This is a genomic window from Halopenitus sp. H-Gu1 (genome assembly GCF_041821145.1).
Classification (GTDB): Archaea; Halobacteriota; Halobacteria; order Halobacteriales; family Haloferacaceae; genus Halopenitus.
This window is the reverse complement of sequence record NZ_JBGUBC010000003.1, coordinates 39627-65502: the sequence shown is the minus strand read 5'-3', so window position 1 is coordinate 65502 and position 25876 is coordinate 39627. Positions and strand designations below refer to the sequence as shown.

The following is a 25876-nucleotide window of genomic DNA, read 5'->3' as shown; positions in this document are numbered from 1 at the left end:
CCCGAACACGAAGCGTTCGCGCTCGACGGGAGCGGGAGTGCGGTTCGGATCATCGATCCGGATCGGCGATCCGCTCCAAAACCGAAGCGATATCGGCCAGCGTAGAACTCTTCTCACCGGCTCGACCGGTCGCATCCGCACCGTCGGCGAGCCGATCGCTGACACACGAGAGCGCAGCCGGCGTGCCGACGAGCAGCCCCCGCGCGTCCGTCCGATCGAAGTCGGTCCCCCTCTTCCCTCCCGACCCGTCCGTTGCGGCCGTCTCACATCGGGAGGCTCCGGCCACTGCGAGGGCAGCATTCGTCGTCTCAGTCGCCGACTCGACCGCCCGGAGCTGGTCAGAGGCGAGACCGGACACCTCGACGGCCCGAACGACGCTCTCCGTAGCGATCGATGCGTCCGCTCCGAGCCGGTCGAGATGGCGAGATGCCTCACTAACGGTCGTGACGTCGAGCTCCTCGAGTTCAGCCCCCGAGACGGTCTCACGGACCCTCTCGCGGGCGAACTCCGCCCCGATCGCGGCGGCATCGCGCGTCTCCGCGACGTCGTGAGTTCGGATCACGTGTGCGCCGCGCTCGACTGCCATCGACGTCGCCGCAAGCGACACCGGGAGCGCTTCCTCCGTCTCGCGGCCGACGATCTCACGAAGGAAGTTCTTCCGGTTTATCGACACCAGGATCGGGCGACCGTAGCCGCGAAACTCCCTGAGTCGCTGGAACGTCTCGCGGTCGTCAGCAAGCGTCTTGTCCTCGGTCCAGCCCCCGAAGGCGGGATCGAGGATCGTGCGTTCGGTAAACCCGTTCCGGGAGAGCGCTTCGTAGATGTCGTCGACGTCCGCGATCGCGCCCGGTCGTTCGAGATCGGGCGGGGAGGCCATCTTCACCACGGCCGCGTCGCGAGCCGAACAGACGTCGGGCATCTCGGGGTCGGCAAACCCACAGATGTCGTTGACCATATCGAATCCGCGATCGAGTGCCGCCGCCGCGACCTCGTGATAGCGAGTCTCGATCGACCAGACGGCGTCGCCAGTGGTCGACTCCATGGCTTCGATCGCCGTCTCGAGTCGGTCGAGTTCCTGCTCGGCAGAGAGGACGTCAAACCGTTTGTTCGCGGATTCCAAGCCGACGTCGACGATGTCGGCGCCCATCCCGATCAGTTCCGAATCGACGTAAGCCGCTGCTTCTCCGGGATCGTCGAAGACGCTCGGGTCATACGGCGACTCCTCGGAGACGTTGAGCACACCCATGATCCGCGGGGGACGATCGTCCCCGATCGTGAGTCCCGCTGCGTCTACAGTTCGCATGGGGGATCGAACGGCCCCGATCACCATAGGCGGTCCGGAAATCGACTCGGAGTTGACGGTCGAAAATCGACTCACGGGAGGAGAGCTGAGAGCCGACTTAACGGTGACCGAACGCCGACTGGTCGCTCCGGAGGAACGTGCTTATACCGTCGCGTCGCCCAGATCCGGACATGTCAAAGGTGAGCGTCGGACTTCGTGGCTGGCGGTTCGAGGAGTCCGAGATATTCGACGAGAACGGGGAGTTCAAACCACTCGATGAGATCCCCGAGGAACCACGCGAACGACTGGTTCGCCTCCAAAAGCTCGTCGAGGAGCCGTGTGACGCCTGCTATATCGAACACGGGAAATCGGACATCCACCGGGCCACCCCGGCCGCGATCGTCTACGGCGAGCCGCTCGGCGAGCTACTGCTGTGTGCGGATCACGAGCAGGATTTCCTCTACTGGTTCCGGGAGGCGGGGGGCCGCGAACACAAGGGATCGGCCGAGTTTGCCGATCAGTTCCACGAGTGGTACGCCGCCGGAAATCGCGCACCGGAGGGATACGGCGGCCTCGAGCATGTGGATGCGGACCCGGAAGGGCTCCCGGATCCGCCGGGACAAAACGAGGTTCAAGACCGGCTCGAAGCGGACTTCGAGGGACGGCGGATCGACATCCGATCATACGTCGAGGACGACGAGGAGGCGGCCGAACGCGAGGCCGAGCGCGTCGATCCTGAGGCGATCGCCGAAAGCGACCTCGACCTGTCGACGGAGTACCCGCGTGCGGACCGATGAGCGATCCGGATACCGCCCCGGCGGAGACGCCCCCGTCGGAGCCGCGATCGAGGGCGCCCGTCGTCGTCGTTGTCGAACCGGAAACGCCGGGGAACGTCGGGACGATCGCCCGCGCAATGAAGAATTTCGGGCTCTCGGAGCTCAAACTGATCGACCCGCCGGCGCTTCCGGAGGATGGCGAGGCGTACGGGTTCGCCGGACACGCCCGCGAGGACGTCCTTCCCAACGCCGAGACGGTGACCTTCGATGAAGTGATAAACCGATATCACACGGTCGGCTGTACGGCGATCACCGGGGAGGACGCCAGACGGCACGTTCGATATCCCTTCTCAACGCCGACGGAACTGCGCGAGTCGCTTGCGACCGTCGAGACGCGCACGGCGCTCGTCTTCGGCCGCGAGAGCAAGGGACTCAACAACGATGAACTCGCCCGCCTCGATCAGGTGTGTTCGATCCCGGCCGACGAGGAATATCCGGTTCTCAACCTCGGACAGGCCGCGACCGTCCTGTTGTACGAGCTTCGCGATCTCACCGTCGACGAGTACCAGCTACCCGACGTCGAACGCAAACGGGCAGCCGAGGGTGACATCGAGCGGCTCCACCAATACTTCGGGGACTTCCTCGAACATGCTGATCACCGCGAGCATCGCCGCGACCGATGCCAAACCCTGTTTAGACGGGTGCTCGGACGCGCACACCCGACCGATCGGGAGATCCACACCCTCCTCGGCGTCTTTCGAAAGGCCAACGATAAGCTATCGTACGCCGACGAGCTGTCCGAGCGATACGGGGAATCGCAATACGACGACGAGGGCAGCGAGGAGAGCGACGACGTCGGAGCCGAAGACGACCGGCAGACGGAGTGAACGGAGGATCCCGCCGCGTCAGCGTCGTGGTGACGCTCGCTGATCGTGGTCACCGCGTCTCAGTATCACCGTCACCGTCAGTCGTCACTACCACCAATCGTCGCCGAACCGCTCCGAGAGACGTGGTGTCGCAAGGATGATCGCGCTCGCGAGGAAGGCGGGGACCGCGCTGGCGACCGAGGGAACGACGTCCGTCAACGCGAGCAGCCACAGCGGTCCCGAGACGAGGAACGCACCGACCGCAACCGGAATCGAGACCGGTGGTTCCGAACCCTCACAGCGACCCCATCCGACGGCGCCGCCGAGAGCGGTTCCGGCGGCGGCGCTCGCGATCGCGAGGCTCTCCGGCTCGCCCAGTCGGAACGCGACGAGCATTCCGAGTACGCCCACGAACGCGGCCGCAAGGAACGGACGTCCCGGATCGAGGTCGCGGCGCGTCGACGAGCGGTTCCCGGCAAGCGCGAGTCCGGCAACCAACAGAGCCGCACCGAGTAGCCAGCCGGCGAGGATGTCGACGAGATAGTGTACCTCCAGAACCACGCGTGAAACCCCCACGGCGACCACGACGATGCTGGCGAGGAAGAACCGCGTCCGGGGTCCGTGCCACTTATCGAGGACGGCCGCCAACCCGAGATAGGTCACGGCGGCGCTTGTCGCGTGTCCGCTCGGGAACCCGAACCCGTCGGATTCGGTCACTCCCGCGAACCAGCCCTCGAGGACGGTCGGGAGCCAGTCGGGTGGTGGCGCCGGTGACGCCGCCGCGGGCGGACGGGGGACGCCGATCCCGACCTTCAACAGTGTGAGTGCCGCGAGCGTGCCGGTCACGATCGCGACGAGCGTAGCCCCCGATCGACGCGGATCGCGCGCCAGTCGCGACGGGAGGAACCAATAGGTAGCCGCCAGCAGGACGAAAACGAACCACGTGTCGCCGAGCGTAGTGACTGCCGCTCCGGCCACGACGGCAGCGTCCGGTAGCGCGTCGACGACCGCGGACTCGCCGATGCCGCGCGTCATTATCACTCCTCGCCGCGGTCGCGGACGTAGTCGATCGCCTTCCCCGGCGCTTCGAGCGCATTGAACCCGATCCCGACGATGACGAACAGAGTATAGAGCCCGAGCGTCGAGAGCCCAAGGATGAGCATCGCGGCGATCGCGTAGATCCCTTCGAGGAAGTAGAACGCGCCGAGGGTGAGGACCGTCCCGTACAGCAACACCAGATACGGTCCCCATCCGCGGGCGTGTCCGCGGCGCATCCGCCGACGAACGTACGCCTTGAGCTCCGTTTCGAGCCGGGGTCTATCAACGGTTCGCCGTTCGACGTCGTCCTCGAACGCCTCGAAGTCCGCACGGAGTCCGGTGACCTCCTCGTGGAGTTCGGCGACGTCGGGTGCGCCACGTGGCGTCTCCTTCTCGTCCGCGGCGCGCGCGTCGGTGTCCTCGCGGTCGCCCATATCGGTGGCTCGGTCGGGCCCCCCTTGGAGTTGCCGGTCCGCAAGCACGGCGTTGCAGACGGCGCCGACGATGATGACGATCGCGGCGAGATACAGCCAGGTGACGAGAAGGAGGATCCCGCCGAGAACTCCGTACACCTGATACTGTCCGGCGCCGGCCGCATAGAGTTGAAAGCCCGCCTGGAGCAGCGTCCATCCGACCGCCGCCAGGACGGCCCCGGGAAGCGCTTCCCGGACCGTCATCCGTCGGTTCGGGAGGATATAGTACATCGGAACGAAGACGATCGTGAGAACCAGGGGCAACACGAGGAAGCCGACGATCTCGGCGATCCGGGCGACCCCGGTCAGCCGGCCGATCCCTGGCGTCGCGATCAGGGCCCCTATGACGACCATCACCACGATGCCGGACCCGATCCCGACCGCGACGGAGACGGCATCGGAGAACTCCTCCAGAAAGGTCGAGGGTTCTTCACCGCCGTAGACCTCCCGAAAGGCGGTATCGAGTCCGCGAAACACCTTGAGAGTGGACCAGACGAGCACGGCCGCGCCGAGGAGGGTCGCACCGGTTCGTCCCTCCGCGGAGGCGATCGCGGTCGTGACGGCGTCCTGGCCGACCGGGGTGAGGAACTGGCGGCTCCCAGCCAATACGGCGGCCGCGAACGCGTCACCGAGGAGAAAGCTCGCGACCGAGACGAGCAGCAAAAGCGAGGGAATGAGCGAGATGAATGCGTAGTAGGCGACGCTTGCGGCCAGGAACGTGACGTCCTCGTCTTGAACCGTCCTGACTATCGCTCGGAGCGTCTCGACGGTCGCGTCGATCGTGGCGCGCACGTCGAACACTTCGGCGCTATCGTACAAAAGCCAGGGGGTCTCACTCGCCCAGGACCGCCTCGCGAATCTCCGGGATCGACGCCGGTGTCTTGAACGCGGTACCGCGATAGTGGGCTCGCGTGGCATCGTGTCCGGCCGCCCGAAGCCGGTCGAGGAACTCGTCCATGGCGATCGCGGGCTCGCTCCACTGTTTGTACAGTCGATGTTGGTCGTAGTGGGTCGGCGTGTCCAGTTCGACTGCAACCTGCGAGAGAAGCTTCCGGGCACGCTTCGCCTCACCCATCCCGTCGTCTATCGCGTCGAGAACGTCGCGAACGAACTCGGAGTCGGCCACCTGACCGAGCCAGAGCGGTCCGGCATCGAGATATCGCTTGGAGTCACATCGCGGACAGCGCGTGGGACGATCGGCGGCGGCGATCAGTCCATACTCGTGGGTCCGGTGGAGACAGTCCTCACAGTGGTGGACGTAGCCGAGTTCCTCGAGACGGTCGTCGGCCGCGCGGGCGCCGCCTTCGAGTTCGAGATACGTCCGGACGTAGTGGCGCGAGACGTGCGAACAGATCGGACGTGCGGCCATATCGTATCGTGCAGCGGTTCGGACGAGTGCGGAAAGCAACGTTCGAAGCCCCATCTCGGGATGGTAGTCGGTGTTTTGTGGCACCACACCGTACTTTCTGATCCCCGAGCGTTGATGGGCGCCACAAAGCGGCGCGGTGTCGGTCGCGGTCACACACACGAGATTTCGCGCGTTCGCGAACGCGGCATCCACGAACGGAATCGGCGTCCCGTAGGGGTCGAGATCGACCACGTCGAAGACGCCCTCATGAAGCAGCGCGTTGACGTCGCGGTGGTGGACGGCCCCGTCCAGGCCGTTTCGCTCCAGATTCGACCGAGCTAACTCGACCGCGTCTTGATCGATGTCAACACACGTGACGTCGTATCCCTCCCTGGCCGCGCGTACGCCGCGAACGCCGGAAGCCGTCATCGCATCGAGATACGACTCCGCGCGCGGTTCCCGATCGCGGTAGGCCCGCAACACGGCGACGGTTACGTCGCGGTTCAGCTCCTGTGTCGGGTTGAAGAAGACGCCCTCGCCGGTTCCCTCGCTCGCGCCATCTCGCGATTCCGGCACTTCGATGACGACGCCGCCCTCCTCCAGTTCCATGCGTGGGCTTCGCCCGGCGACCCTAAAAGCGGGGCGTTCCGACGTGCGGGTCCGAACGCACCGACGCCGTTTTGCCGTTGCCTCCTGAACCCCGATGCGTGGACTCGGTCGACGACTGGCACGCGGCGCTTGCGGAGACGGGCGAACTGACGGGACCGATAGCCACGGCGATCGTCGAGGCGCACGGCGATCGCGGTACGCGGGCAATCGAGGCCGTCGCGGAGCGTCGGGTGAAGCAATATCGGGACTTCACCGTCGTCGTCGGCCACGAGGACGAGTACGTAGTTGAAGAGGGCGAGTGTACGTGTGCGGACGCGCGGTACAATCTCGACGACGACGATCCGGGCCAGCGCTGCTGGCACGTGCTCGCGGTCGAGATCGCGGAGCGTCTCGATGCCATCGACCACCACGACATGTGGTATTCGGAGGTTCGCGAATTCCTATAAGCGCCTGTAAGCGATCGAAACGGCGTTCGTGAACGGTCGTCAACGAGGGCCGGCGCTCAGTCTCCGCTGCCGAGCGCTGATTCTCCGACTGAATCGTGACCCTCGATGCGCTCGAGTCCGCCCATGTACGGACGGAGCGCCTCGGGGATTGTCACCGTTCCATCGGTGTTCTGGTAGTACTCCAGGATCGCCACCACCACGCGCGGGACGGCGAGCCCGGACCCGTTGAGCGTGTGGAGGAACTCGGCGGACTCATGGTGTTCCTCGCGATAGCGGATCTCCGCACGACGAGCCTGGAACTCCTCGAAGTTGGAGACGCTCGAGACCTCGAGCCACCGTCCGCCGCGGTCGGGGCCGTCGGGCATGTCGTCGCCCGGCGCCCAGACCTCGATGTCGTACTTCTTCGCCTGGGTGAATCCGAGATCCCCGGTACACATTTCGAGGATCCGATAGGGCAACTCAAGGCGTCGCAGGACCTCCTCGGCCTCCGCGAGGAGTCCCTCGAAGCGATCGTCGCTGTCCTCGGGCCGGACGAAGTTGACCATCTCGACTTTGTTGAACTGGTGAACGCGGACGATTCCGCGGGTCTCGGTGCCGTGTTCGCCCGCCTCCTGTCTGAAGTTCGGCGAGTAGGCCTGGTATTTGAGCGGGAGATCTTCAGACAGGAGGATCTCGTCGCGATGGAGGTTAGTGACGGGAACCTCGGCAGTCGGAAGCAGCCACAGGTCGTCATCCTCGTAGGGCTCGTCGTTCGAACCCTCGATCCGGTAGGCGTCCTCGGTGAACTTCGGGAACTGGCCGGTTCCCTGCATGGACTGGCTGTTGATCGGAATCGGCGGAAAGACGTCGTGATAGCCCTGCTCGCGGTGAACGTCGAGCATGAACTGCACGAGAGCGTGTTCGAGTCTCGCGCCATCCCCCTTCGCGAAGTAGTAGCCGCCGCCGCTCACCTTGGCGCCACGATCGAAATCGAGGATCTCGAGTTGCTCGCCGAGGTCGTAATGCGAAATTATCTCCTCGGGCAGATCTCGAATATCGTCGAACAGTTCACGGCGACGCTCGACGTTTTCGGACTCGTCGGCGCCGACCGGAACCGAGTCGTCGGGAATCTGCGGGAGAGTCAAAAGCGACTTCTCCAGTTCGTCTTCGAGTTGTTCTGCGCGTTCTTCGATCTCCTGGAGTTCCGCTTTGAGTTCCTGGGAACGCTCGATGGCCTCCTGGGCCGCCTCCTCCTTGCCCTCCCCTTTCAGGCGACCGATCCGCGAGGACACCTCGTTGCGCTCGTGACGGAGGTCGTCGCCGCGCGATTTCAGTTCCCGCCACTCTTCGTCGATCTCAAGGATCCGGTCGAGATCGACGTCGACGCCCTTGTGATCGAGGGCCTTGCGGACCGTCTCAGGGTTCTCCCGAACGAACTGTCGCGACAGCATTTGAATTGGCTTTTTCGGGAGCACCCAAAACCGTATCGGAGGAGCCGCGCGGACGCCACCGGTATCGGACGTCAGTAGCTCTCACGTCCGGGTGGTCCGGAGCGAGTCGTGTCAGACGAACGCGCCGGCCACCAAAAGCGGGAACACGAGGGTTGCTTCGGCCTCGATCTGGGTGTAGTTCGTCTCCTCGTCGTCTTTGATCTTCCCCCAGGAGACGGCCTCGCTCGGCGGTGCCCCCGAAAGCGACCCGTCACCCTCCATCCCGGTGGAGATGTAGACGGCATGATCGGCGCCGCCACGAAAGAGGTTCGTCATGATGGCGTGGTGTTTCGGCACGCCACCGCCGACCGCGATGAGGCCGGTTGTCTCGGCGAGTAGGCCGTCCTCGATGATCGAATCGTAGTCGTCGAGGATCTCGATCCCGACCTCGGAGTCGTAGCCCTGCCGGTAGTAGTAGAGGAAGTTTCCGACCTCGGCGTCGGTCAGGGCGGGACAGTACACCGGCACGTCGTTGTCCGCAGCCTGTTTTAACACCGAGTCCTCATCATCGAGCGTTTCTCCGATCTCCCGAGCGAAGGCGGTCGGCGTCCGAACCTTCTCGTCGGCGAAGAAGTCGTCGAAGAAGTCGTAGAGGTACTCCTCAAGCCACACGTAGCGATCGGAGGGGACGAAGATGTTGCCGAGGCGGTTGATCCCGCGATCGCGAAGTTCGACCTCGTCGGCGTCCCACTCGCCCATCTTAAAGGGTTTAGCCGTCTTGATCACGTCCTCGGTCAGTGAGCCGGAGGTCGTGATGATCACGTCGACGTATCCCTTGCGGACGAGGTAGGCGATCGTCTCGCGAAGCCCCGAGGAGACGATGTTCGAGGTGAAGGTGAGATAGATCGTCGCGTCCTCCTCCCGCATTCGCTTTGCGATCTCGATCCCCTCAGCGAGCTGGGTGGCCTGAAACCCGGTGGTCGCGTACGTGTCGAGTAACTCCTGAATGTCGAGTTCCCCGCGGAAGTCCGGGCCGCGCACGTCCGGGGTGGCGATCTCCTCCTCGCTGCCCGGCACGACGTGTTCGTGTGAATCCTCGGAGGAATCTCCCTCCGGGGCGTCGTCTCCGTTCATACCGTGTGATACGCCCCGATCGGTTTGAATCGCTCGGGATGGCCCCGACGAGCTGAGGCGGCCGGATCGGTTCAAAACGTGCTACCGTTTCGCGGCCCCCACGTCATCCGCTCCGAGAGTACCTCAGCCGCTTCGCGAGTACCTCATTCGCTCCGATATTCCTTCTCGAACCCGCGGAACTCGGTTCGATGGGCCTCCTCGTCGGCAAGGACCGTTATGGCCAGATCCTCGGTGACGGGGTCGTTCGCCGCCTGCGCGGCGTCGATCAGATCTCGATAGGTATCGATCGCATCCTCCTCGGCGTCAAGGACACCCTGGATGACCGCGAGCACGTCCGTGGAATCCGCCGGCGGCTGAAGCGAGTCCTGTCGGGCGGTGAACTCCGCCGATCCCGGCGGTCGCGCATCGAGCTGTTTGAGCCGCTGTCCGAGCTGTTCGGCGTGGCCGAGTTCCTCCTGAATATCGACCTCCAGGCTCTGTTTGATCTCCTCGGCGCGAACGCCATCGAGGACGATCGCGTTCGTCTGATAGTTCATCACCGTCTCGATTTCGTCGCCGTACGCCTTGCGTAGCAACTCGATCACGCGCTCTTTGGACATGACGCATCGAGGTACTCGGCCCATTGTAATGGGTGTTCTGGCGCGCTTTGTGCACACCAGAGATCAACGAGGCGCATTTATGTACTGCGACGTATCCACAACTATGGACCGTCGTCACTATTTACGTTCGCTTGCGACCTCCGGCGCCGTTGCCACCGCGGGCTGTCTCGGCATGGTTCCGGGGACGGGCAACGACGACACCGTCCTCGGGCCGCCAGAACAGGACCTGAGCGAGTCCGTCCACCCGAGCTACGGCGACGAGCTCCCGGCGGTCAGTCTGCCCGATCCGATCGCCAGTGAGGAAATCTCGACCGAATCGTTCGAGGGCGAGCGGGCCGTCCTGCTGACCTTCTTTTATACGAGCTGCCCCGACGGCGTCTGTCCCGCGCTCATCCTCCGACTCCGACGCGCGCAGGCCGTCGCCGCGGAGGACGGATACAGCGACGAAGCCGCCTTCCTCCCGATCACCTTCGACCCCGAGCGGGACACGGCAGCCGTCCTCCGCGAGTACGCCGGCCAGCAGGGCGTGAACCTCGAGACCGGTAACTGGCACTTCCTGCGGCCGGAAAGCTACGAGGCGGGCCAAACGCTCATCGAGGATGAGTTCGGCCTGAAGATCAAAAAGGCCCCCGCCGACGACTACGAAAACCTGGAATACCGGTTTCCCCACTACGGACTCATCCTGCTCGCCAACGAGCGGGGGATCGTCGAACGGGCGTACCCGAACGGATCGAGCGTGGATGTCGACACCGTCGTGAGCGACTTTGAACGGGTGGTGAACGGATAGGATGCGACGCCGCAACCTCCTCGCCGGGATCGCGAGTGCGGGCGCGCTCGGTGGAGCCGGACTGCTCGCGACCGGGAACGCACCGGCAGTGCTCGGTCCCGGGATCGAACCCGTCGATCCGGTCACGATCGACACGATCGAGGCACCGGGGAGCCGGGACGGAGAGGTCACGATCCCCGCGCCCGATCGGGCGACGTTCGTCGACTTCTTCGGGACGTGGTGTCCACCCTGTATCGAGCAGATGCCAGCGCTCGGCGAAGCGAACGATCGGATCGGCGACGACGTCCGATTCGTCTCCGTCACGACGGAGGCCGTCGGTCGATCGGTGACCGAAGGGGAGATCGCCGACTGGTGGCGCGAGCACGACGGCGACTGGTTGGTCGGCGCGGATCCGACCGCGGAACTCGCCTCGAAACTCGACGTCGGAGCGTACCCGACGGCCGTCGCGATCGACGCCACCGGCCGGGTTCGCTGGTCGGAGTCGGGCGTCCACACGGCCGACGAACTCGTTACCGCCATCGAGAACGTTCGGGACCAATGACCGACGCCACGCTCGTGACGAACCTGCCGTTTGCACTCACTGCCGGCGTGGCGACGTTCTTCTCGCCGTGTGCTTATCCGCTGTTGCCGGGATACGTCGGCTTCTACGTGAACCAGGTCGAGACGGACGAGGCCTCGATCAGCGGCGCGGGGATCCGCGGCATTGCGGCCGGGGGTGGAGTGTTAGCTATGTTCGGCGCCCTTGCCGGCGCGACCGTGCGGATCGGGAACTCGACGCTCTCGAACATCACGATCTTCGAGTCGCTCGTGGGCGGCCTGCTCGTCGTCTTCGGGCTGCTCGTCGTGACCGGGCGCGCGCCGTCCCTGTCGATTCCCCTGCCGAAGCGGCGGTCAAGCGTACTCGGGTTCGGCCTCTTCGGCGCGGGCTACGCGCTTGCCGGGGCGGGCTGTGTGGCCCCGATATTCCTCGCCGTGATCGCCCGGGCGATCGCCTTGCCGACCGACGTCGCGATCCTCCTCGTGGCTACCTACGCAGGGGTCGTCGCGGCGTTGATGGTCGCTACCACCGTCGCGACCGGGGTCGGCCTGCTCTCGAACGCCGGGCGGATCATGGCGTACTCGGGTCGGTTGAAACAACTCGCCGGCGTGGTGATGGTTCTTGCAGGGATCGGACAGCTGTATCTGGCGCTCGTCGTCTACTGACGGCTCGGACCGGACGATCCGCCGTGTCGTCTACGGAGTCGTTTCTAGCGTCGCCCCGCCGACGAGTTCGATCTCGGTGGGCGTTGCGTTCTGGATGTTGTCACCGACCGGACAGCGCCTCTCGACCGCCTCGATCCACTCCTGAAGTTCCTCCTCGTCGGCATCGGTCTCCGCATCGATCCGCACGCGGATCTCCTGGTACCCGGCACGTTCCTCGTCGGAGACGCCCTGGAACGCGCGGGGATCGAGATCACCCTCGATCGATATCTCGAGGGAGTCGATCGTGATGTCGCGTTCCTGTGCAACCAGGTTAGCGACGACGTTGAGACAGCCCGCCCACGAGCCGAGCAGATACTCGACCGGATTCGGCCCCTCGTCGGTTCCGCCGAGCGGCTCCGGTTCGTCGACGACGAACTCGAAATCCCGGGTCTCGACGACGGCTTTCGTCGAACTCTCGCTTCGTGCTTCGACCGCGAACTTGTGTAGATGCTCCGTCTCACTCATCGATCTTCGGTTCGGGACCATTACTATAAAGTATACTGGTGGTGCCAAAGATAACCGATAGGAATGACATGGGACGTGGAGAGGGGGGTCGAAACGTGGATCAAAAAAAAAACGGAACGGACCCGCTCCGCGACGAATGCCGCATGGCGGCGACGTCGACGGACCGGATTAGATGACGCGGTTTTGCAGGTAATCGAGGTGTTTCGCGTTGTAGACGATCTTGACCTCGTCGGCGGCGGGGCTGCCGATGCAGGTCAGACGGACGTTCTTCTCCTCGACTTCCTCGTCCGAGAGGATCTGCTGCATGTCCATGTCGATCTCGCCCTCCTTGAGAATGGACGCACAGTTCGCACACGCGCCAGCGCGGCAGGAGAACGGCCAGTCATATCCCTGCGCCTCTGCCGCCTCCAGGATGTACTCGCCCTGGTTGACCTCGAGGGAACCGTAGTCCTCGTCGTCGAATCCGGCGTCGGCGGCCTTCTCGAAGAGGTCGTCGTCGTCGATCGACCAGCCCTGGTCATCGAGCGTCTCGTAATTGAGGTATTCTACAGTGGGCATCACCGTTCGATTTAGCACCCACATCATTAGGCTTTGCTGTTCGATACGATCACCCCGTGGATACGGAGCGCGTGTTCCGGTCCCGATCCATCATGGGAGGGCGTGTTCGAACGACCGGTACTGTCGGCAAACTGCCTCCAGACGTTCGCCACCGATCGACGAGTCGGTCGCTACAGCGAGGGGACCGTGAAAAAGACCGTGTAGGATCCGATGGTCGCCACGACGGGAACGGCGTTCTGTAGCAATATCACGCGCGCGGTCGTCTCCGGCTCGTAGAGGTCAGCGACGTTGAGCGATCCGTCCGACTCCTCGATCGCGCCGGGTGCACCCCCGCTTTCGACGGGCGCTCCGATCTCCGCCGGTCGCTCCGTCGGCGTTTCGGGGAAGTGATCGAGGCGGGTGGCCCGACCCCACCCGAGTCCGACGATGCTCATGGTCGCGATCACGACGAACGATGCAGGGATCCCGATCCCGGAGAGCCCGACGACCAGGATCGACGTGACGAGCGAGACGACGAGTGCGGCGGTAAGCGGGAGCTCGGTCAGATCATTGCCCATCGTTTCGAGCGTTCGCCGGCCGAGTGTGAACGCCCCGATTCCCATCGCGAGTGCAGCCACCAACACGCCGGCGTTCATCGAGAGGTCGCCACTTCCGACCAGCGGCGCGACCGCGTTCGCCACGTTCGAGGCGCCCGCTGAGAAGGCATTGAGACAGGCGATCGCGATCACGACCCCCGCGCCGGTGACCTCCCGTCGAGTCGCACCGGGCGCAACGCGGATCGTCGGAATACGTCCCGAACGGTCGACGTGTACCAGGGACCCGCCCGAGCGATCGATCGCCAGCCACGAGGCGAGCCGATCGTACCAGTAGCGGCCGACGACCGCGCTCACCCAGAAGCCGGCGATCGGGGCGACGAGCCACCAGGCGACGATCTCCAGCGCGATCTCCACGTTCAACGTTCCGCGCGCGATCCCGAGGCCGGCGATCGACCCGACGGCAGTCATCGACGTCGAGGCTGGAACGCCGAGGACGTTCGAGACGAAGAGTGCACCGCCGATAAAAAAGAGAATGACGATGGACGTTCGCAGGGTGAAGGGATCCCCGCGCAAAAGGCCGACTCCGAGGGTGTCGACGACGCGGCGGCCGATCGTCCAGCCGCCGACCAACACGAAGATGGACATCAACCCACCGGCGACCATCTTCGAGACGAGTTCGCTTCCGACGGCCGGGCCGAACGCGACGCCCGTTCCCGATCCGCCGATGTTGACGCCGACGAAGGCGGCAACCACGATCCCGACCGCCAATAACACCAGTTCCGACACGAGTGTTGCTACCGGATCCGAGCATATAAGTCGATCAGGTCGTCCTCGCGGCCGCGACCGGCCGATTTTTCCCCGATCGACTCCGACCGGCAGACATGGCCACGGAGTTCGACCCTGAGAAATTCGAGGACAAGTACGCCAACTACTTCACCGAGCTACAGCGCGCCTACAAGAACGCGTTCGAGCACATGAACGAACGGTACGACTCCGAGCTGATCCACGGGATCGACCAGACGGTGCTCAACGAGTCGGAACCGTTCTACGAGGACGGCGAATTCGTCGTGGAGCTTCCGGAGAACCCACGCGACCGGCTGCAGGGCGTGCTCGTCGACGACGAGAAGTTCGAGGAGACGCTAGCGGTCTACGTCTCGCGGATCGAGTCGGAACTCCACCGCGTCTTCGGCGTCGACCGCCCCGAGGAGTGACCGGCTTTCGATCGGTGATCAGCCCGCCTCACGATCAGTGACCGGCTCTCGATCGATGGCCGTCACGTCTCGCGATCGTGATGGACGCGCCGGCCGATCGGGGGCCGAGTTCCACCCTGAACCAAAGGCATAAGCCGGTTCGCCGCCAACCCCGGACCATGAGCACGGACACGGCGGAGACGGACGACGACCTGCGAGACCGGATCACGAACTTCCTGCGACGGAACTTCCCCCAGATCCAGATGCACGGCGGGGACGCCGCGATCAGCCACCTCGACCGGGAGAGCGGTGAGGTCCACATCCAGCTTGGTGGCGCCTGTTCCGGCTGTGGCATCTCGCCGATGACGATCCAGGCGATCAAGTCGCGGATGGTAAAGGAGATCCCCGAGATCGACACGGTTCATGCGGATACCGGCATGGGATCCGGCGCCGATGGCGACCTCGGCGGAACGAGCAGCGGCGGGACGTCCCCCTCCTTCCCCGGCGAGACGAGCGACGACGGAGAGGACGACGAGGGACCGCAGGCTCCGTTCTGAGAACGCCCTGCCTCGATTCGACCGAGAAGAACCGTCCGTTTTTCCGTTCGCGATCTCGTGTTCCACCAGCCTCGCGAGCCCGTTTCGTCCCAGTTGATCGAGCGTGAGACGCCGGTCCGCGACGTCGATCGCGAAATGGCGACGCGACGAGGGAACCGTCAGTACACCAGTTCGCCGGAGATGAACTTCCGAGTCCGCTCGTCGACGGGGTTCTTGAACAGCCGGTCGGTCGGTCCGACCTCCGCGATCTCGGCATCGAGCAGTACGGCGACCCGGTCCGCCACTCGTTCGGCCTGGTGCATGTCGTGAGTGGCGAGGACGACGCCGATCCCGCGGTCGCGAGCCTCAGCGATCGCCTCCTCGATGACGGCCGTGTTCCGCGGATCCAGATCGGACGTCGGTTCATCGAGCAGGAGGACGTCCGGATCGTAGGCCAGCGCCCGCGCGAACGAGACACGCTGCGCCTCTCCGCCCGACAGCGAGGCGGCCGATTGGTCGGCGTTAGCAGCCATTCCGACGATGTCGAGCGCCTCCTCGACCGCGTCGGCCGTCCCCGTCGGAGCAACGATCGACCGGAGTTCCTCGCGGAGTCGCTGACGCCAGGACCGCCGTATTCGAAGCCCATACGCCACGTTTCGGGTGACGGAGGCATCGAAGAGGTTCGCCTCCTGAAACACCATTCCGATTCGTCGGCGGAGCCGAAGCCGGTCACTGTTATCGTGATTCCACACGTCCGTCCCATCGAGTTCGATCGTTCCCTCGTCCGGCTCCTCCGCCAGCGAGAGTAGGCGAAGCAGGGTCGTCTTCCCGACGCCGGAAGGCCCGATAACGGCGAGGACCGAACCCGGATCGACGCCGACGGAGAGGTCTTGAAAGACTATCTCCTCACCGTAGCACCGGGAGACACCGACGGCACGAAGGGTCATGGCTTCGCCTCCCCCTCGCCGAGACGGACGACGATCCCGTTTACGATCAACACGAGGACGACCAGTACGACACCGAGGACCATGGCAGTCTCGTAGCGTCCCTGGCGGGCTTCAAGCTGGATCGCGGTGGTGAGCGTGCGAGTCTTCGAGACGCCGTCCGAGCCGGCGATGTTGCCGCCGACGATGAGGACCGAGCCGACCTCGCTTATCGCTCGTCCAAACCCGGCGAGCACTGCGGTTGCGATGCCATACCGGGCCTCCTTGATCGTGACGAGCGCGACGTCGAGGCGGGTCCCGCCGAGCGCGCGTGCGGCGTCCCGAACGCCGCCGTCGACACCGTCGATCGCCGCGAGGCTGATCGCCGTGATCGGTGGCGTGGCAAGCACGAACTGCGACAACACCATCGCCTCCCTAGTGAAGACGAGTTCGAACTCCCCGAGCGGTCCCTTATTCGAGACGAGAAACAACACCAGCAGTCCGACGACGACGCTCGGAAAGCCCATCCCCGTGTTGATCACCGCGGTCAGGAGGCGCTTGCCGGGAAACTCGTTGAACCCGACGAGAAGCGCGATCGGCAGGCTCACCAGGGTGCTCGCGAGGACCGCGAACACGCTCACGTACAGCGAGACCGCGATGATACTCCGGACGTAGACCGGCTCGAAGGGGAATTCGACGAGCAGAGGCCCCATCGGCGACAGCACGAGCGATCCGGTCGGTTCGATCGGCACGATCAGCCATCAGATGCGGTCGCACTCCATCCTTCCGGAACGTACTGCTCGAAGTTCGGGTCAGAGGAGAGCGCCCGCGGGTAGAACAGTTGTTCGCCGTTCGACTCGTAGTTCGCGATCAACGCCTGTGCTTCCGGGCTCGTGACGTATCCGATGTAGGCCATCGCGAGGTCGTAGTTGACGTTCTCGTGGACGTCCGGATTCACCGCGATGATTCCGTAGGGGTTCGCAAGCAACTCCGGACCGCCCTCGATCGGTCCCTGGACGAGAATGCCGAGGTCGATCTCCGAGCGCTGTGAGAGGTACGTTCCGCGATCGGAAAGCGTGTAGCCGCCTTGTTCGGTGGCGACGTTGAGCACCTCACCCATCCCCTGTCCGGTCTCTCGGTACCAGTTGCCGCCCGGTTCGACGCCGGCTGCCGCCCAGACTGCCAGTTCCTTCGTGTGCGTCCCGGAATTATCGCCGCGTGAGACGAACGGTGCTTTCGCCTCGGCAATCGCGGCGAACGCGTCGGCGGCCGACTCTCTGCCTTCGATCCCGGCCGGATCATCGTCGGGGCCGACGATCACGAAGTCGTTGAACATCAGGTCCCGCCGGTTCACGCCGTATCCTTCGCGCATGAAGTCGTCCTCGAGTGAACGGGCGTGAACCATGACGACGTCCGAATCGCCGTTTCGTGCCGTTTCCAGGGCCGCCCCGGTCCCCTGGGCGATCGCATCAATCGTCACGCCGTACCGTTCCTCGAAGGGCGCATTGAGTTCGCTCAACAGGCCCGTATCGTACGTGCTCGTCGTCGTCGTCAGAGTCAACGTCTCGCCGACGACGCCCGGTTCCGACTCCTCGTCCTGGGCGGCACTGCCCATACAGCCGGCGAGCCCGATCGACAGTCCACTCGCAGCCGTGGTGAGAAAGCTCCGTCGTTGCATCGTGTATGATACAACGCTATTCAGCAACGTACTTAGTTTTTTCCAGAGTATCGTAACCACCTGCAGTTACGTACACGGATCAGCGTCGAATTCCTCTCGACGCGACGGTCCACCCTGATGGAGGACCGAAGGCGTGTTGATGCTGGAGCACCAACCGAGATCCAATGGAACAGCAGGAACAGTATCCGTTCGACGTCGAGTCGATCCGCGCCGAGTTTCCGATCCTGGAGCGGCACGTCGGCGGGGACGTCACGACGCCAGGGGAAGGGCCGGGCGACGACACGCCGCTCGTGTATCTCGATAACGCGGCGACGACCCATACCCCGGAGTCCGTGGTGGAGACGATCGCGAACTACTACCGCGGGTACAATGCGAACGTCCATCGCGGCATCCACCAGTTGAGCCAGGAGGCCTCCGTCGCCTATGAGGAGGCCCACGACCGCGTCGCGGAGTTCATCGGCGCCGACGGACGCGAGGAGATCGTCTTCACAAAAAACACCACCGAGGCCGAGAACCTCGTCGCGTACGCGTGGGGGCTAACCGAACTCGGGCCCGAGGACAGCATCGTCCTCACCGAGATGGAACACCATGCCTCCCTCGTCACCTGGCAGCAGATCGGCAAGCGAACCGGCGCGGACGTCCGATACATCGCGGTCGAGGAGGACGGGACGCTCGATATGGACCACGCCGCCGAGTGCATCGACGATTCGACCGCGATGGTCTCCGTGGTCCACGTCTCGAACGCGCTCGGGACGATCAACCCGATCCGTGAACTGGCGGATCTCGCCCACGATCACGATGCGTACGTCTTCGTCGACGGGGCTCAGTCGGTCCCGACGCGACCGGTCGACGTCCAGGACCTCGACGCCGACTTCCTCGCGTTTTCGGGCCACAAGATGTGTGGTCCCACCGGGATCGGCGTGCTCTACGGTCGCGAGGAGATCCTCGATTCGATGCAGCCGTATCTCTACGGCGGCGACATGATCCGCCGGGTGACCTACGAGGACTCCACCTGGGAGGATCTTCCCTGGAAGTTCGAGGCCGGCACCCCGAGTATCGCCCAGGGAATCGCCTTCTCGGCCGCGATCGACTTCGTCGACGACATCGGGATGGAAAACGTCCAGGCTCACGAGGACCTGCTCGCATCCTACGCCCACGATCGTCTCAGCCAGTTCGACGACGTGACGATCTACGGTCCGCCGGGCGATCAACGCGGCGGGCTCGTCTCGTTCAACGTGGACGGCGTCCACGCCCACGACCTCTCGAGCATTCTCAACGACTTCGGCGTCGCGGTCCGGGCCGGTGACCACTGCACCCAGCCGCTCCACGACAAACTCGGCGTTTCGTCGACCGCACGCGCCTCGTTTTACGTCTACAACACCCTCGAGGAGATCGACATGCTCATCGAGGCGATCGACGAGGCGCGCGAACTGTTCGGGTGAGGCGATTCCCGACCACGGCGGGTCGTGGATCGTCTCCCGATGAGGCCCCGTCTGTCGTTCGAGGGGACCCCGCCTGTCCCCCGATCTCCCCCCACACCCCTCCCCCGCTGCGGAACGCTTTTCCCGCGGAGTCGGCTATCAGTGAGTAGTATGGGATTGGGCTCGGACATGTATCGACAGCAGATCCTCGATCACTACAAGAACCCCCGAAACTACGGGGAGATGGAGGATCCGGACATCACCCACGTCGGCGAGAACCCCTCCTGTGGGGACACGATCCGGATGGACATTCGACTCGAGGACGACGGCGAGACGATCGAGTACGTCAGCTTCACCGGCGATGGATGTGCGATCTCGATGGCCTCCGCGAGCATGCTCTCCGAGCGCCTGGCGGGAATGACCCTCGATGAACTGGACGCGCTCGACACCGACGACGTCACCGAGATGCTCGGCGTCGATATCTCGCCGATGCGCGTAAAATGTGCGGTGCTGGGACGGCAGGTCGCTCAGGACGGCGTGAAGATCCACCTCGGAGAACTCGACGTGGACCGGACCAAAACCGAGGAGTAACGGAGATCGAAGTCGGTCACGAACGATCGCCACTTCGACCGGTCGAGCCCGCCGACCTTTTGCGCGTCGACGCCGTGACTTCAGCCATGAGCAACGACTTCGACAAGGAAGCCGAACGCGAGAAGCTTCGCGAGAAGTACGAGCGCGACCAGGAAAAGCGCGAACACACCCAGCATATGTCCGAGCTGCTGTTGAAGGGCGCGACGATGACGAACAGCCACTGTGACACCTGTGGCGATCCGATCTTCCGTCACGACGGCCAGGAGTTCTGTCCGACGTGTGCCCGCGAGGATGCGGCGACGGGAGCCGAGAGCGCGGCGACCGGAGCCGAGGACGGGACGCCGACCCAATCGGCAGAATCGGCAGGAGGCTCACACACCGAGTCAGCGGACGGATCCTCAAACGGGCCGACTGAAGCACCGACCGGAGCTACGCGAGAACCGACCCAGGCCACTGGAGGTCCGGCTGGAGTCACGGGAGAACCGCCCCGGGCCATGGAAGGATCGAGCCAAGCGACGAATCCGGCACCTGCGGAGGCCGATCGGAGTCCGACCGAGAGCGCGGGTCCCTCGCCGAACGCCTCGACCGAGATCGCGATCAGCGGCGAGGACGCCGGCGCAAACGGGAGCGAGGTGCGAACCGGATCCGATCGACCCGGATCGACCCCGTCCGAGGACCTGCAGGCCGCCCATGGATCATTGACACGAACGGTTCGACGCTTCGCGGAGGCCGCAGAGCAGGCGGACGACCCACACCGGGCACGTGAGCACCTCGAGGCCGTCCGCGAGGCCGCCGAAGCCCTCTCGGCACTCGATCGGTGACCTCGGGGATATCGATGGCGGCGGGATGGGTCGTCGTCACGTCCCGATGAGAAACGAGGAGGTCGCACGACCCTTTTAAGTTCACGGTGGTTCTCCCACCGACATGGAGTGGAGCCGCGAGTGGGTGAGCGTCCGAGCGTCGATCGCGTTGACGTTCTCAGTCGCGGTGTTGTCGATCGTGGTTGGACTGCTCCACATCTCCGGCGTCGGGGTCGATGGCCCGCTTTCCCCGTACATCCCCGACGTCATCAGACAGACGGTCGGATTCACCGGAACGCTCACCGGCTTCGCGATGCTCGCGAGCGGTTACGCGCTCAGGCGGGGGTACCGAATCGGGCTGTATTCGACGGCGGTTCTACTCCCGTTGACCGGGATACAGGGACTGCTTCAGGTGTCGGTGGTCTCGTTGCCGCTCGTCGTGTTGTCGATGGTGTCGATCCCGGCGCTTATCATCAACCGCGAACGGTTCACGCGGACTTACCACCCCTCACCCACGCAACTGGCCGCAGGGACGGCGCTCGCGACCGCGCTGGCCTATGGGACGTTCGGGTCGTTCGCGCTCCGCGAGGAGTTCGTCGGGATCGACACCATCGTCGATGCGTTCTACTACACCATCGTGACCGCCTCCACCGTCGGCTACGGCGACGTGGCGCCGACGACCGCGATCGGCCGGATGTTCGGTCTCTCAGTACTCGTGATCAACGTGGCCGCCTTCGCGGTCGCGCTCGGAGTTCTGTTGACGCCTGCGATCGAAGCACAACTCTCGAAGGCACTCGGAAAGATGACACAACGACAGTTCGATCTGCTCGAAAACCACGTCCTCGTGCTCGGTTACGGGGACCTGACGGAACCGATACTCGAAGAACTCATCGACCGCGAGGTCACTCACGTCGTCGTGACCGACGATGAGCGACATGCAAGTCGGCTCGCCGATCACGACGTCCCCGTCCTGTCGGCGGATCCAAGCGACGTCGAGCCGCTCGAAACCGTTCGGATCGCCTATGCGCGTGCGATCGTCGTCGCAACGAACGACGACGCCGCCGACGCGCTGGCGATCCTCACTTCCCGGCAACTCAACCCAGACATCCGGATCGTCGCCGGCGCAACCCAACGTGAGAACGTCGAAAAGCTCCGCCGAGCGGGGGCCGACGACGTCATCTCGCCGGCGACGATCGGGGGCCACCTACTCGTCGATTCCGCGTTCGGTATGGACTCGGAAGCGGTTGCCGAGGAAATCCTGGAGGAGGATGCCGGGAGCAACGATTCCGACGAGCGGAACTCGAAGTAAGCACGGACTGGTCGGTTAAAGTGCCGTGATTGCCTCAAGCGTCAGCTTGATCGCGCGTTCGACGTTGTTTCTGGCTTTCTCCGGCAGTTCGCCGTCGGAGTCGGCCCCCTTCTGGGTCCCCTCGACGAGATTGCCGTCGACGGTGCAGATCGCGCCGGCACGGAGTCCCTTGCGGCGCGCGAGCGCGAAGAGGGTCGCGGCCTCCATCTCGATCGCCTGTAGGTTCGCGTCCTCCCAATCGTCGACGAAGTCCTGCCCCTCGTTATAGAAGGCGTCATCGGAGACGATCGGCCCGACGTGGACGTCCTCGTCGTTCGCCTCGGCGGCGTTGACGAGCGCGGTGAGGACGTCATAATCCGGCACCGCAGGATACACCGGCGACTCATACCGCTTCGAGGTCCCCTCCTCTTTGGCCGCGCCGGTCGCGACGACCATGTCACCGATCTCGATACCCGACTGCAGCGCGCCGCAGGTCCCACACCGCAGGAACGTCTCGACGCCGACGGCAGCCAGTTCCTCCACCGCGATCGCCGCGGAGGGGCCACCGATTCCCGTCGAGCAGATCGTCACCGGGACGCCCTGGTAGCTGGCGTTTACGAGTTTGTACTCCCGGTTCCGGGAGATCGTCTCCGCGTCGTCACATCGGTCAGCAATGCGATCGACGCGCCCCGGGTCGCCGGGGACGATCGCGATCTCGGCGACGTCACCCTCCTCGATCAGCAGATGCGGCCGTTTTGCCATGTCGGATCATTCATCGGACGAGAGAAAAACCGTCCGGTGCGTCGTGATCGCGGTCGTCGGTCCGTCCGCGGGTGGGGGAACTACAACTCCAGCAGCGACTCGATCTCGTCGAGGTATCCACGATAGACGTCGATGGCGGCGTCGATCGGCTCCGGCTCGGCCATGTCGATCCCGGATAATCGCACGATTTCGAGGGGATACCCGGAGCCGCCAGCGGCGAGCATTCCGCGGTAGTCGGCGGCGGCCGATTCGCCCTCCTCGAGAATGCGATCGACGATCGCGGCGGCGGCCGCGATCCCCGTCGAGTACTGGTAGACGTAGAAGTTATAGTAGAAGTGCGGAATGCGTTCCCACTCGCGTTCGATCCCGCCCTCAAGCGTTGCAGGCTCGTAGAACTCCCGTTTCAGGCCACCGTACAGCCCATCAAGGACGTCCGGGGTGAGCGCCTCGTCGTCCTCGATGCGCGCGTGGATGCGGTGTTCGAAGTCGGCGAACATCGTCTGTCGAAACAGCGTGCTTCGGAAGCGCTCGAGATACTCGTCGAGGACGTGGGTCCGCAATTCGTCGTCCTCGAGTGTCTCGAGGAGGTGCTGTGTCAGAAGCGTCTCGTTGACCGTCGAGGCGATCTCCGCGACGAAGATGTCGTAGCTCGCGTCGTGCCACGGTTGGGCGTCGGCGGCTAACTCCGAATGCATCGAGTGGCCGAGTTCGTGGGCAAGCGTGAACATCGAGGCGATGTCGTCCTGGTAGTTCATCAGGATGAACGGCTGTGTGTCGTAGCTCCCCGAGGAGAACGCCCCCGGTCGCTTCCCCTGGTTCTCGTAGACGTCGACCCACCGGCTCTCGAGCCCCTCGGCCAGTCGGTCCTGATAGGGTTCTCCGAGCGGTTCGACGGAGTCGATCACCCATTCGACCGCCTGTTCGTACTCGACGTCCGGCCCCTCATCACCGGTCAACGACATATAGAGGTCGTGACTCTGGAGTTCCTCGACACCAAGTGCGGAACGTTTCAACCTCGCGTGGCGATGAAGCGCATTGAGGTTGTCATGAACCGTGTCGACGAGCGTGTCGTAGACGCCAGTGGGAACGTTCGACTCGTCGAGTGCGGCCGCCCGTGCCGACCCGTAATCCCGGATCTCAGCGCTTGTGACGTGCTCGCGGACGGACTTCTCCAGCGACGTCCCGACGGCGTTCCGCACGTCCGCCCACCGCTCGTAGAAGGTCTCGTGAACGTCGCGTCGGAAATCCCGATCGGGCTTCGTCTGGAGTTTGGTGAAGTTGGCCTGGGTGATCTCGATCGGCTCGCCGTCGGGATCGTCGACGGTTCCAAAGGACATGTCGGCGTTCGTGAGCATCGAGTAGATCTCGGAGGGTGCACTCGTGACCTCGGAGAGATCGGCGAGCACCTCCTCGACCTCGGCCGATCGGGTGTGGGGTTTCATCCGGAGGACGTCCTCGAAGTAGTGATCGTAGGTGTCGAGTTCCGGTTCGGCCTCGACGAACGCGTCGATCTCGGATGCGGTCAGCTCCTGGAGTTCGGGTTCGAGATACGAGATTGCACTTGAGGCGGTAGATCGCAACGAAGAGCCCCTGGCGGCCATCGCCTGATAGGTCTGATTCGTGGTGTCCTCGGCGCTGCGCAGTCGCGCGTAAACCGCGACCATGGCGACCTCGCGCATGATCTCCTCGCGGCGCTCGAGCAGTTCGAGGAGGGTTTCGGGGTCGTCGGTGGCGTGTCCCTCGTACTCGCGAAGCTCGTCGAGACGGTCGGAGACCGACTCGTAGGCCGTTTCCCATTCCTCGTCGGAGTCGTAGACGTCCGCGATATCCCATCGATACTCGGGATCGATCTCGCTGCGTTCGGGGACGGAACTCATATCGCCCGAAACGGCGTCGTCGGCCCTAAAGGTTCCCAAGCAGGCTCGGTGGGTGCGTGACGGTGCAGCGATTCCGGCGGGGGCTCACCCCGACTGCCATGCCTCCAGATCGAGCACCATCACGATCGCGTCCTCGCCGTCGTGGTAGTATCGGGCGACCTGTCGAATCGTCTCGAATCCGTGCGATCGATACAGCGAGCGGGCCCGCTCGTTGCTTTCACGGACCTCCAGTTTCACGATCGATGCGTTCTGCATCCGGAGACGGGACAGTGCAGTCCGAAGGAGTCGTCCGCCGATCCCACGTCCTTGCTCGTCGGGGCGAACCGCGATGTCCTTGATGTGACCGATGTCGCGGCCGAAATTCGGCGTCACATCGGCGACGACGTATCCGACGACCGCGGAGTTCCGCTCGGCGACGAGGAACGCCGGCTTGGAGAGCATCCGCTCGAAGGCGTCGTAGGGCCATGGATCCGAAAAGACTGCCCGCTCTATCCGGTAGACCGAAAGCAGATCGGCGCGGGTGGATTTCCTCACGGTCACCTCGTCGGTGCGGGACACGGCGGCGGTTGGGACCGAATCCCGATAAGATCGACGGCCACCGACGATCGACGGTTCGGATAGTCGACAGGCTACGTTCCGAAACGTCGCTTTCGATTCCGGAAGTCGATGAGTGCGCGAAGATACTCCCGCTCGCGGAAATCACGCCAGTTGACGTCGGTGAAATACAGCTCCGAGTAGACCGACTGCCAGATGGCGAAATCCGAGAGCCGCTCGGCGCCGGTCTTGATGAGGAGGTCGGGCTCGGCGGGAAACACGAGTCGATCCGAGATCGTCGACTCGTCGATGGCGTCGGGAGCGAGTTCGCCGGCCGCCACGTCCGCAGCGATCTCGCGGACGGCCTCCGCGAACTCCCGTTTGCCGCCGAGTCCGATGCTCACCCGTATCGGAGTGTCGGCCCGTTCGGTGTCGGTCGGACCCCGGATCGCCATCTTCCGAGGGGTATCGAGTTCACGGAGCTCACGCTCGAGCGTCGACACGACCGCCTCATCGAGAACGGAGACGAGCACGGTCACGCGTTCCGCGTCGTAGCGAAACGCCCACCGGAGGAACCGCTCGAGGGTCTCATAGGCCCCCTGTTCGAGCAGGTCGCGTTCGGTGATGACGACCGCGACGTGGCGGGGACCATCGACGTCCCGAAGCCGATAGCGAACCGCGAGATAGGTGTCGTAGAGCCCCACGTAA

29 protein-coding genes are annotated in these 25876 nt (G+C 64.3%); 12 read left to right on the top strand and 17 right to left on the bottom strand.

The features are described 5' to 3' along the window. Nucleotides 1–49: 49 nt before the first annotated feature. On the bottom strand, nt 50–1303 hold the full coding sequence (gene folP / locus ACERIT_RS03510; protein ID WP_373673436.1) for a dihydropteroate synthase: 1254 nt from the start codon (nt 1301–1303) through the stop codon (nt 50–52). Nucleotides 1304–1473: 170 nt separating this feature from the next. On the opposite strand from folP, the gene ACERIT_RS03505 reads away from it, so the two are divergent. Both ACERIT_RS03505 and ACERIT_RS03500 read left to right on the top strand, forming a co-directional pair. Further along, nucleotides 1474–2079, top strand: a complete 606-nt coding sequence (locus ACERIT_RS03505; RefSeq protein WP_373673435.1) for a hypothetical protein — start codon at nt 1474–1476, stop codon at nt 2077–2079. Further along, entirely contained in the window at nt 2076–2945 is an 870-nt protein-coding gene (locus ACERIT_RS03500; protein WP_373673434.1) for an RNA methyltransferase, read from the top strand. The genes ACERIT_RS03505 and ACERIT_RS03500 overlap by 4 nt, the downstream gene beginning before the upstream one ends. An 87-nt stretch (nt 2946–3032) precedes the next feature. Here ACERIT_RS03500 and ACERIT_RS03495 read toward each other — a convergent pair whose 3' ends face one another. Genes ACERIT_RS03495 through ACERIT_RS03485 form a run of 3 tightly spaced genes read right to left on the bottom strand, consistent with a single transcriptional unit; the run spans nt 3033 to nt 6392 of the window. After that, the gene (locus ACERIT_RS03495; protein ID WP_373673433.1) at nt 3033–3959 is read right to left on the bottom strand and encodes a phosphatase PAP2 family protein; all 927 of its coding nucleotides are present in this window, start codon (nt 3957–3959) and stop codon (nt 3033–3035) included. A 2-nt stretch (nt 3960–3961) separates the two neighbouring features. After that, nucleotides 3962–5227 carry a YihY/virulence factor BrkB family protein gene (locus ACERIT_RS03490; RefSeq protein WP_373673432.1) on the bottom strand — a complete coding sequence of 422 codons (1266 nt, stop codon included), beginning with the start codon at nt 5225–5227 and terminating at the stop codon, nt 3962–3964. A 40-nt stretch (nt 5228–5267) separates the two neighbouring features. Next, entirely contained in the window at nt 5268–6392 is a 1125-nt protein-coding gene (locus ACERIT_RS03485) for a tRNA (guanine(26)-N(2))-dimethyltransferase (RefSeq protein ID WP_373673431.1), read from the bottom strand. Between the two features lie 98 nt (nt 6393–6490). On the opposite strand from ACERIT_RS03485, the gene ACERIT_RS03480 reads away from it, so the two are divergent. Then, nucleotides 6491–6838: a hypothetical protein gene (locus ACERIT_RS03480; RefSeq protein ID WP_373673430.1), complete on the top strand. Its 348-nt coding sequence runs from the start codon at nt 6491–6493 to the stop codon at nt 6836–6838. 56 nt (nt 6839–6894) lie between these two features. Here the strand turns inward: ACERIT_RS03480 and serS are convergent, their stop codons facing one another. From serS to ACERIT_RS03465, 3 genes are all read right to left on the bottom strand, one after another. Beyond that, the gene (gene serS, locus ACERIT_RS03475) at nt 6895–8268 is read right to left on the bottom strand and encodes a serine--tRNA ligase (RefSeq protein ID WP_373673429.1); all 1374 of its coding nucleotides are present in this window, start codon (nt 8266–8268) and stop codon (nt 6895–6897) included. A gap of 111 nt (nt 8269–8379) precedes the next feature. Continuing rightward, nucleotides 8380–9381, bottom strand: coding sequence for a deoxyhypusine synthase (locus tag ACERIT_RS03470; RefSeq protein WP_373673428.1), 1002 nt, complete (start codon nt 9379–9381; stop codon nt 8380–8382). 143 nt (nt 9382–9524) lie between these two features. After that, entirely contained in the window at nt 9525–9980 is a 456-nt protein-coding gene (locus ACERIT_RS03465; RefSeq protein WP_373673427.1) for a ferritin-like domain-containing protein, read from the bottom strand. A 103-nt stretch (nt 9981–10083) separates the two neighbouring features. Between ACERIT_RS03465 and ACERIT_RS03460 the strand changes: the two genes are divergently transcribed. The 3 genes from ACERIT_RS03460 to ACERIT_RS03450 are packed head-to-tail and all read left to right on the top strand — an operon-like array spanning nt 10084 to nt 11970. Beyond that, nucleotides 10084–10767: an SCO family protein gene (locus ACERIT_RS03460; protein ID WP_373673426.1), complete on the top strand. Its 684-nt coding sequence runs from the start codon at nt 10084–10086 to the stop codon at nt 10765–10767. A 1-nt stretch (nt 10768) separates the two neighbouring features. Continuing rightward, nucleotides 10769–11308, top strand: coding sequence for a TlpA family protein disulfide reductase (locus tag ACERIT_RS03455; protein ID WP_373673425.1), 540 nt, complete (start codon nt 10769–10771; stop codon nt 11306–11308). After that, entirely contained in the window at nt 11305–11970 is a 666-nt protein-coding gene (locus ACERIT_RS03450) for a cytochrome c biogenesis protein CcdA (protein WP_373673424.1), read from the top strand. The genes ACERIT_RS03455 and ACERIT_RS03450 overlap by 4 nt, the downstream gene beginning before the upstream one ends. A gap of 30 nt (nt 11971–12000) precedes the next feature. On the opposite strand, the gene ACERIT_RS03445 is transcribed toward ACERIT_RS03450, so the two are convergent. The 3 genes from ACERIT_RS03445 to ACERIT_RS03435 all read right to left on the bottom strand — a co-directional run bounded on the left by ACERIT_RS03445 (nt 12001) and on the right by ACERIT_RS03435 (nt 14354). Continuing rightward, on the bottom strand, nt 12001–12474 hold the full coding sequence (locus ACERIT_RS03445) for an OsmC family protein (RefSeq protein ID WP_373673423.1): 474 nt from the start codon (nt 12472–12474) through the stop codon (nt 12001–12003). A 168-nt stretch (nt 12475–12642) separates the two neighbouring features. Next, on the bottom strand, nt 12643–13032 hold the full coding sequence (fer, locus tag ACERIT_RS03440; protein WP_373673422.1) for a ferredoxin Fer: 390 nt from the start codon (nt 13030–13032) through the stop codon (nt 12643–12645). A gap of 170 nt (nt 13033–13202) precedes the next feature. Continuing rightward, on the bottom strand, nt 13203–14354 hold the full coding sequence (locus ACERIT_RS03435; protein WP_373673421.1) for an anion permease: 1152 nt from the start codon (nt 14352–14354) through the stop codon (nt 13203–13205). Nucleotides 14355–14449: 95 nt separating this feature from the next. Between ACERIT_RS03435 and ACERIT_RS03430 the strand changes: the two genes are divergently transcribed. Together ACERIT_RS03430 and ACERIT_RS03425 are read left to right on the top strand one after the other, a co-directional pair. Then, entirely contained in the window at nt 14450–14779 is a 330-nt protein-coding gene (locus tag ACERIT_RS03430; protein WP_373673420.1) for a DUF5783 family protein, read from the top strand. Nucleotides 14780–14937: 158 nt separating this feature from the next. Then, nucleotides 14938–15315 carry a NifU family protein gene (locus tag ACERIT_RS03425; RefSeq protein WP_373673419.1) on the top strand — a complete coding sequence of 126 codons (378 nt, stop codon included), beginning with the start codon at nt 14938–14940 and terminating at the stop codon, nt 15313–15315. A gap of 158 nt (nt 15316–15473) precedes the next feature. Here the strand turns inward: ACERIT_RS03425 and ACERIT_RS03420 are convergent, their stop codons facing one another. The 3 genes from ACERIT_RS03420 to ACERIT_RS03410 are packed head-to-tail and all read right to left on the bottom strand — an operon-like array spanning nt 15474 to nt 17895. Further along, nucleotides 15474–16241, bottom strand: coding sequence for a phosphate ABC transporter ATP-binding protein (locus ACERIT_RS03420; RefSeq protein WP_373673418.1), 768 nt, complete (start codon nt 16239–16241; stop codon nt 15474–15476). Then, nucleotides 16238–16930 (bottom strand): ABC transporter permease, encoded by a 693-nt coding sequence (locus ACERIT_RS03415; RefSeq protein ID WP_373673563.1) that lies wholly within the window; start codon nt 16928–16930, stop codon nt 16238–16240. Before ACERIT_RS03415 ends, ACERIT_RS03420 begins: the two co-directional genes overlap by 4 nt. Nucleotides 16931–16971: 41 nt before the next feature. After that, nucleotides 16972–17895 carry a substrate-binding domain-containing protein gene (locus ACERIT_RS03410; protein WP_373673416.1) on the bottom strand — a complete coding sequence of 308 codons (924 nt, stop codon included), beginning with the start codon at nt 17893–17895 and terminating at the stop codon, nt 16972–16974. A gap of 164 nt (nt 17896–18059) precedes the next feature. Between ACERIT_RS03410 and ACERIT_RS03405 the strand changes: the two genes are divergently transcribed. The 4 genes from ACERIT_RS03405 to ACERIT_RS03390 all read left to right on the top strand — a co-directional run bounded on the left by ACERIT_RS03405 (nt 18060) and on the right by ACERIT_RS03390 (nt 22016). Beyond that, nucleotides 18060–19337: an aminotransferase class V-fold PLP-dependent enzyme gene (locus tag ACERIT_RS03405; RefSeq protein WP_373673415.1), complete on the top strand. Its 1278-nt coding sequence runs from the start codon at nt 18060–18062 to the stop codon at nt 19335–19337. A 150-nt stretch (nt 19338–19487) separates the two neighbouring features. Continuing rightward, on the top strand, nt 19488–19907 hold the full coding sequence (sufU, locus tag ACERIT_RS03400) for a Fe-S cluster assembly sulfur transfer protein SufU (RefSeq protein ID WP_373673413.1): 420 nt from the start codon (nt 19488–19490) through the stop codon (nt 19905–19907). 86 nt (nt 19908–19993) lie between these two features. Beyond that, nucleotides 19994–20728 (top strand): Sjogren's syndrome/scleroderma autoantigen 1 family protein, encoded by a 735-nt coding sequence (locus ACERIT_RS03395; protein ID WP_373673412.1) that lies wholly within the window; start codon nt 19994–19996, stop codon nt 20726–20728. 103 nt (nt 20729–20831) lie between these two features. Beyond that, nucleotides 20832–22016: an NAD-binding protein gene (locus ACERIT_RS03390; RefSeq protein ID WP_373673411.1), complete on the top strand. Its 1185-nt coding sequence runs from the start codon at nt 20832–20834 to the stop codon at nt 22014–22016. Between the two features lie 15 nt (nt 22017–22031). Here ACERIT_RS03390 and ACERIT_RS03385 read toward each other — a convergent pair whose 3' ends face one another. The 4 genes from ACERIT_RS03385 to ACERIT_RS03370 form a co-directional block, all read right to left on the bottom strand. Beyond that, a complete protein-coding gene (locus ACERIT_RS03385; RefSeq protein WP_373673410.1) occupies nt 22032–22757 on the bottom strand; it encodes a nucleoside phosphorylase in 726 nt (241 codons plus the stop codon). Nucleotides 22758–22837: 80 nt separating this feature from the next. Beyond that, the gene (gene pepF, locus ACERIT_RS03380) at nt 22838–24634 is read right to left on the bottom strand and encodes an oligoendopeptidase F (RefSeq protein ID WP_373673409.1); all 1797 of its coding nucleotides are present in this window, start codon (nt 24632–24634) and stop codon (nt 22838–22840) included. An 84-nt stretch (nt 24635–24718) separates the two neighbouring features. After that, nucleotides 24719–25192 (bottom strand): ribosomal protein S18-alanine N-acetyltransferase, encoded by a 474-nt coding sequence (rimI, locus tag ACERIT_RS03375; RefSeq protein ID WP_373673408.1) that lies wholly within the window; start codon nt 25190–25192, stop codon nt 24719–24721. Between the two features lie 71 nt (nt 25193–25263). Further along, nucleotides 25264–25872 (bottom strand): undecaprenyl diphosphate synthase family protein, encoded by a 609-nt coding sequence (locus ACERIT_RS03370; protein ID WP_373673407.1) that lies wholly within the window; start codon nt 25870–25872, stop codon nt 25264–25266. Nucleotides 25873–25876: the final 4 nt, after the last annotated feature.

Excerpts from the sequence above, each read along its gene's own strand:
- folP (WP_373673436.1), bottom strand. The coding sequence starts at position 1,303 with ATGCGAACTGTAGACGCAGCGGGACTCACGATCGGGGACGATCGTCCC.
- ACERIT_RS03505 (WP_373673435.1), top strand. The coding sequence starts at position 1,474 with ATGTCAAAGGTGAGCGTCGGACTTCGTGGCTGGCGGTTCGAGGAGTCC.
- ACERIT_RS03500 (WP_373673434.1), top strand. The coding sequence starts at position 2,076 with ATGAGCGATCCGGATACCGCCCCGGCGGAGACGCCCCCGTCGGAGCCG.
- ACERIT_RS03495 (WP_373673433.1), bottom strand. The coding sequence starts at position 3,959 with ATGACGCGCGGCATCGGCGAGTCCGCGGTCGTCGACGCGCTACCGGAC.
- ACERIT_RS03485 (WP_373673431.1), bottom strand. The coding sequence starts at position 6,392 with ATGGAACTGGAGGAGGGCGGCGTCGTCATCGAAGTGCCGGAATCGCGA.
- serS (WP_373673429.1), bottom strand. The coding sequence starts at position 8,268 with ATGCTGTCGCGACAGTTCGTTCGGGAGAACCCTGAGACGGTCCGCAAG.
- ACERIT_RS03470 (WP_373673428.1), bottom strand. The coding sequence starts at position 9,381 with ATGAACGGAGACGACGCCCCGGAGGGAGATTCCTCCGAGGATTCACAC.
- ACERIT_RS03465 (WP_373673427.1), bottom strand. The coding sequence starts at position 9,980 with ATGTCCAAAGAGCGCGTGATCGAGTTGCTACGCAAGGCGTACGGCGAC.
- ACERIT_RS03460 (WP_373673426.1), top strand. The coding sequence starts at position 10,084 with ATGGACCGTCGTCACTATTTACGTTCGCTTGCGACCTCCGGCGCCGTT.
- ACERIT_RS03455 (WP_373673425.1), top strand. The coding sequence starts at position 10,769 with ATGCGACGCCGCAACCTCCTCGCCGGGATCGCGAGTGCGGGCGCGCTC.
- ACERIT_RS03450 (WP_373673424.1), top strand. The coding sequence starts at position 11,305 with ATGACCGACGCCACGCTCGTGACGAACCTGCCGTTTGCACTCACTGCC.
- ACERIT_RS03445 (WP_373673423.1), bottom strand. The coding sequence starts at position 12,474 with ATGAGTGAGACGGAGCATCTACACAAGTTCGCGGTCGAAGCACGAAGC.
- fer (WP_373673422.1), bottom strand. The coding sequence starts at position 13,032 with ATGCCCACTGTAGAATACCTCAATTACGAGACGCTCGATGACCAGGGC.
- ACERIT_RS03430 (WP_373673420.1), top strand. The coding sequence starts at position 14,450 with ATGGCCACGGAGTTCGACCCTGAGAAATTCGAGGACAAGTACGCCAAC.
- ACERIT_RS03425 (WP_373673419.1), top strand. The coding sequence starts at position 14,938 with ATGAGCACGGACACGGCGGAGACGGACGACGACCTGCGAGACCGGATC.
- ACERIT_RS03420 (WP_373673418.1), bottom strand. The coding sequence starts at position 16,241 with ATGACCCTTCGTGCCGTCGGTGTCTCCCGGTGCTACGGTGAGGAGATA.
- ACERIT_RS03415 (WP_373673563.1), bottom strand. The coding sequence starts at position 16,930 with ATGGGGCCTCTGCTCGTCGAATTCCCCTTCGAGCCGGTCTACGTCCGG.
- ACERIT_RS03410 (WP_373673416.1), bottom strand. The coding sequence starts at position 17,895 with ATGCAACGACGGAGCTTTCTCACCACGGCTGCGAGTGGACTGTCGATC.
- ACERIT_RS03405 (WP_373673415.1), top strand. The coding sequence starts at position 18,060 with ATGGAACAGCAGGAACAGTATCCGTTCGACGTCGAGTCGATCCGCGCC.
- sufU (WP_373673413.1), top strand. The coding sequence starts at position 19,488 with ATGGGATTGGGCTCGGACATGTATCGACAGCAGATCCTCGATCACTAC.
- ACERIT_RS03395 (WP_373673412.1), top strand. The coding sequence starts at position 19,994 with ATGAGCAACGACTTCGACAAGGAAGCCGAACGCGAGAAGCTTCGCGAG.
- ACERIT_RS03390 (WP_373673411.1), top strand. The coding sequence starts at position 20,832 with ATGGAGTGGAGCCGCGAGTGGGTGAGCGTCCGAGCGTCGATCGCGTTG.
- ACERIT_RS03385 (WP_373673410.1), bottom strand. The coding sequence starts at position 22,757 with ATGGCAAAACGGCCGCATCTGCTGATCGAGGAGGGTGACGTCGCCGAG.
- pepF (WP_373673409.1), bottom strand. The coding sequence starts at position 24,634 with ATGAGTTCCGTCCCCGAACGCAGCGAGATCGATCCCGAGTATCGATGG.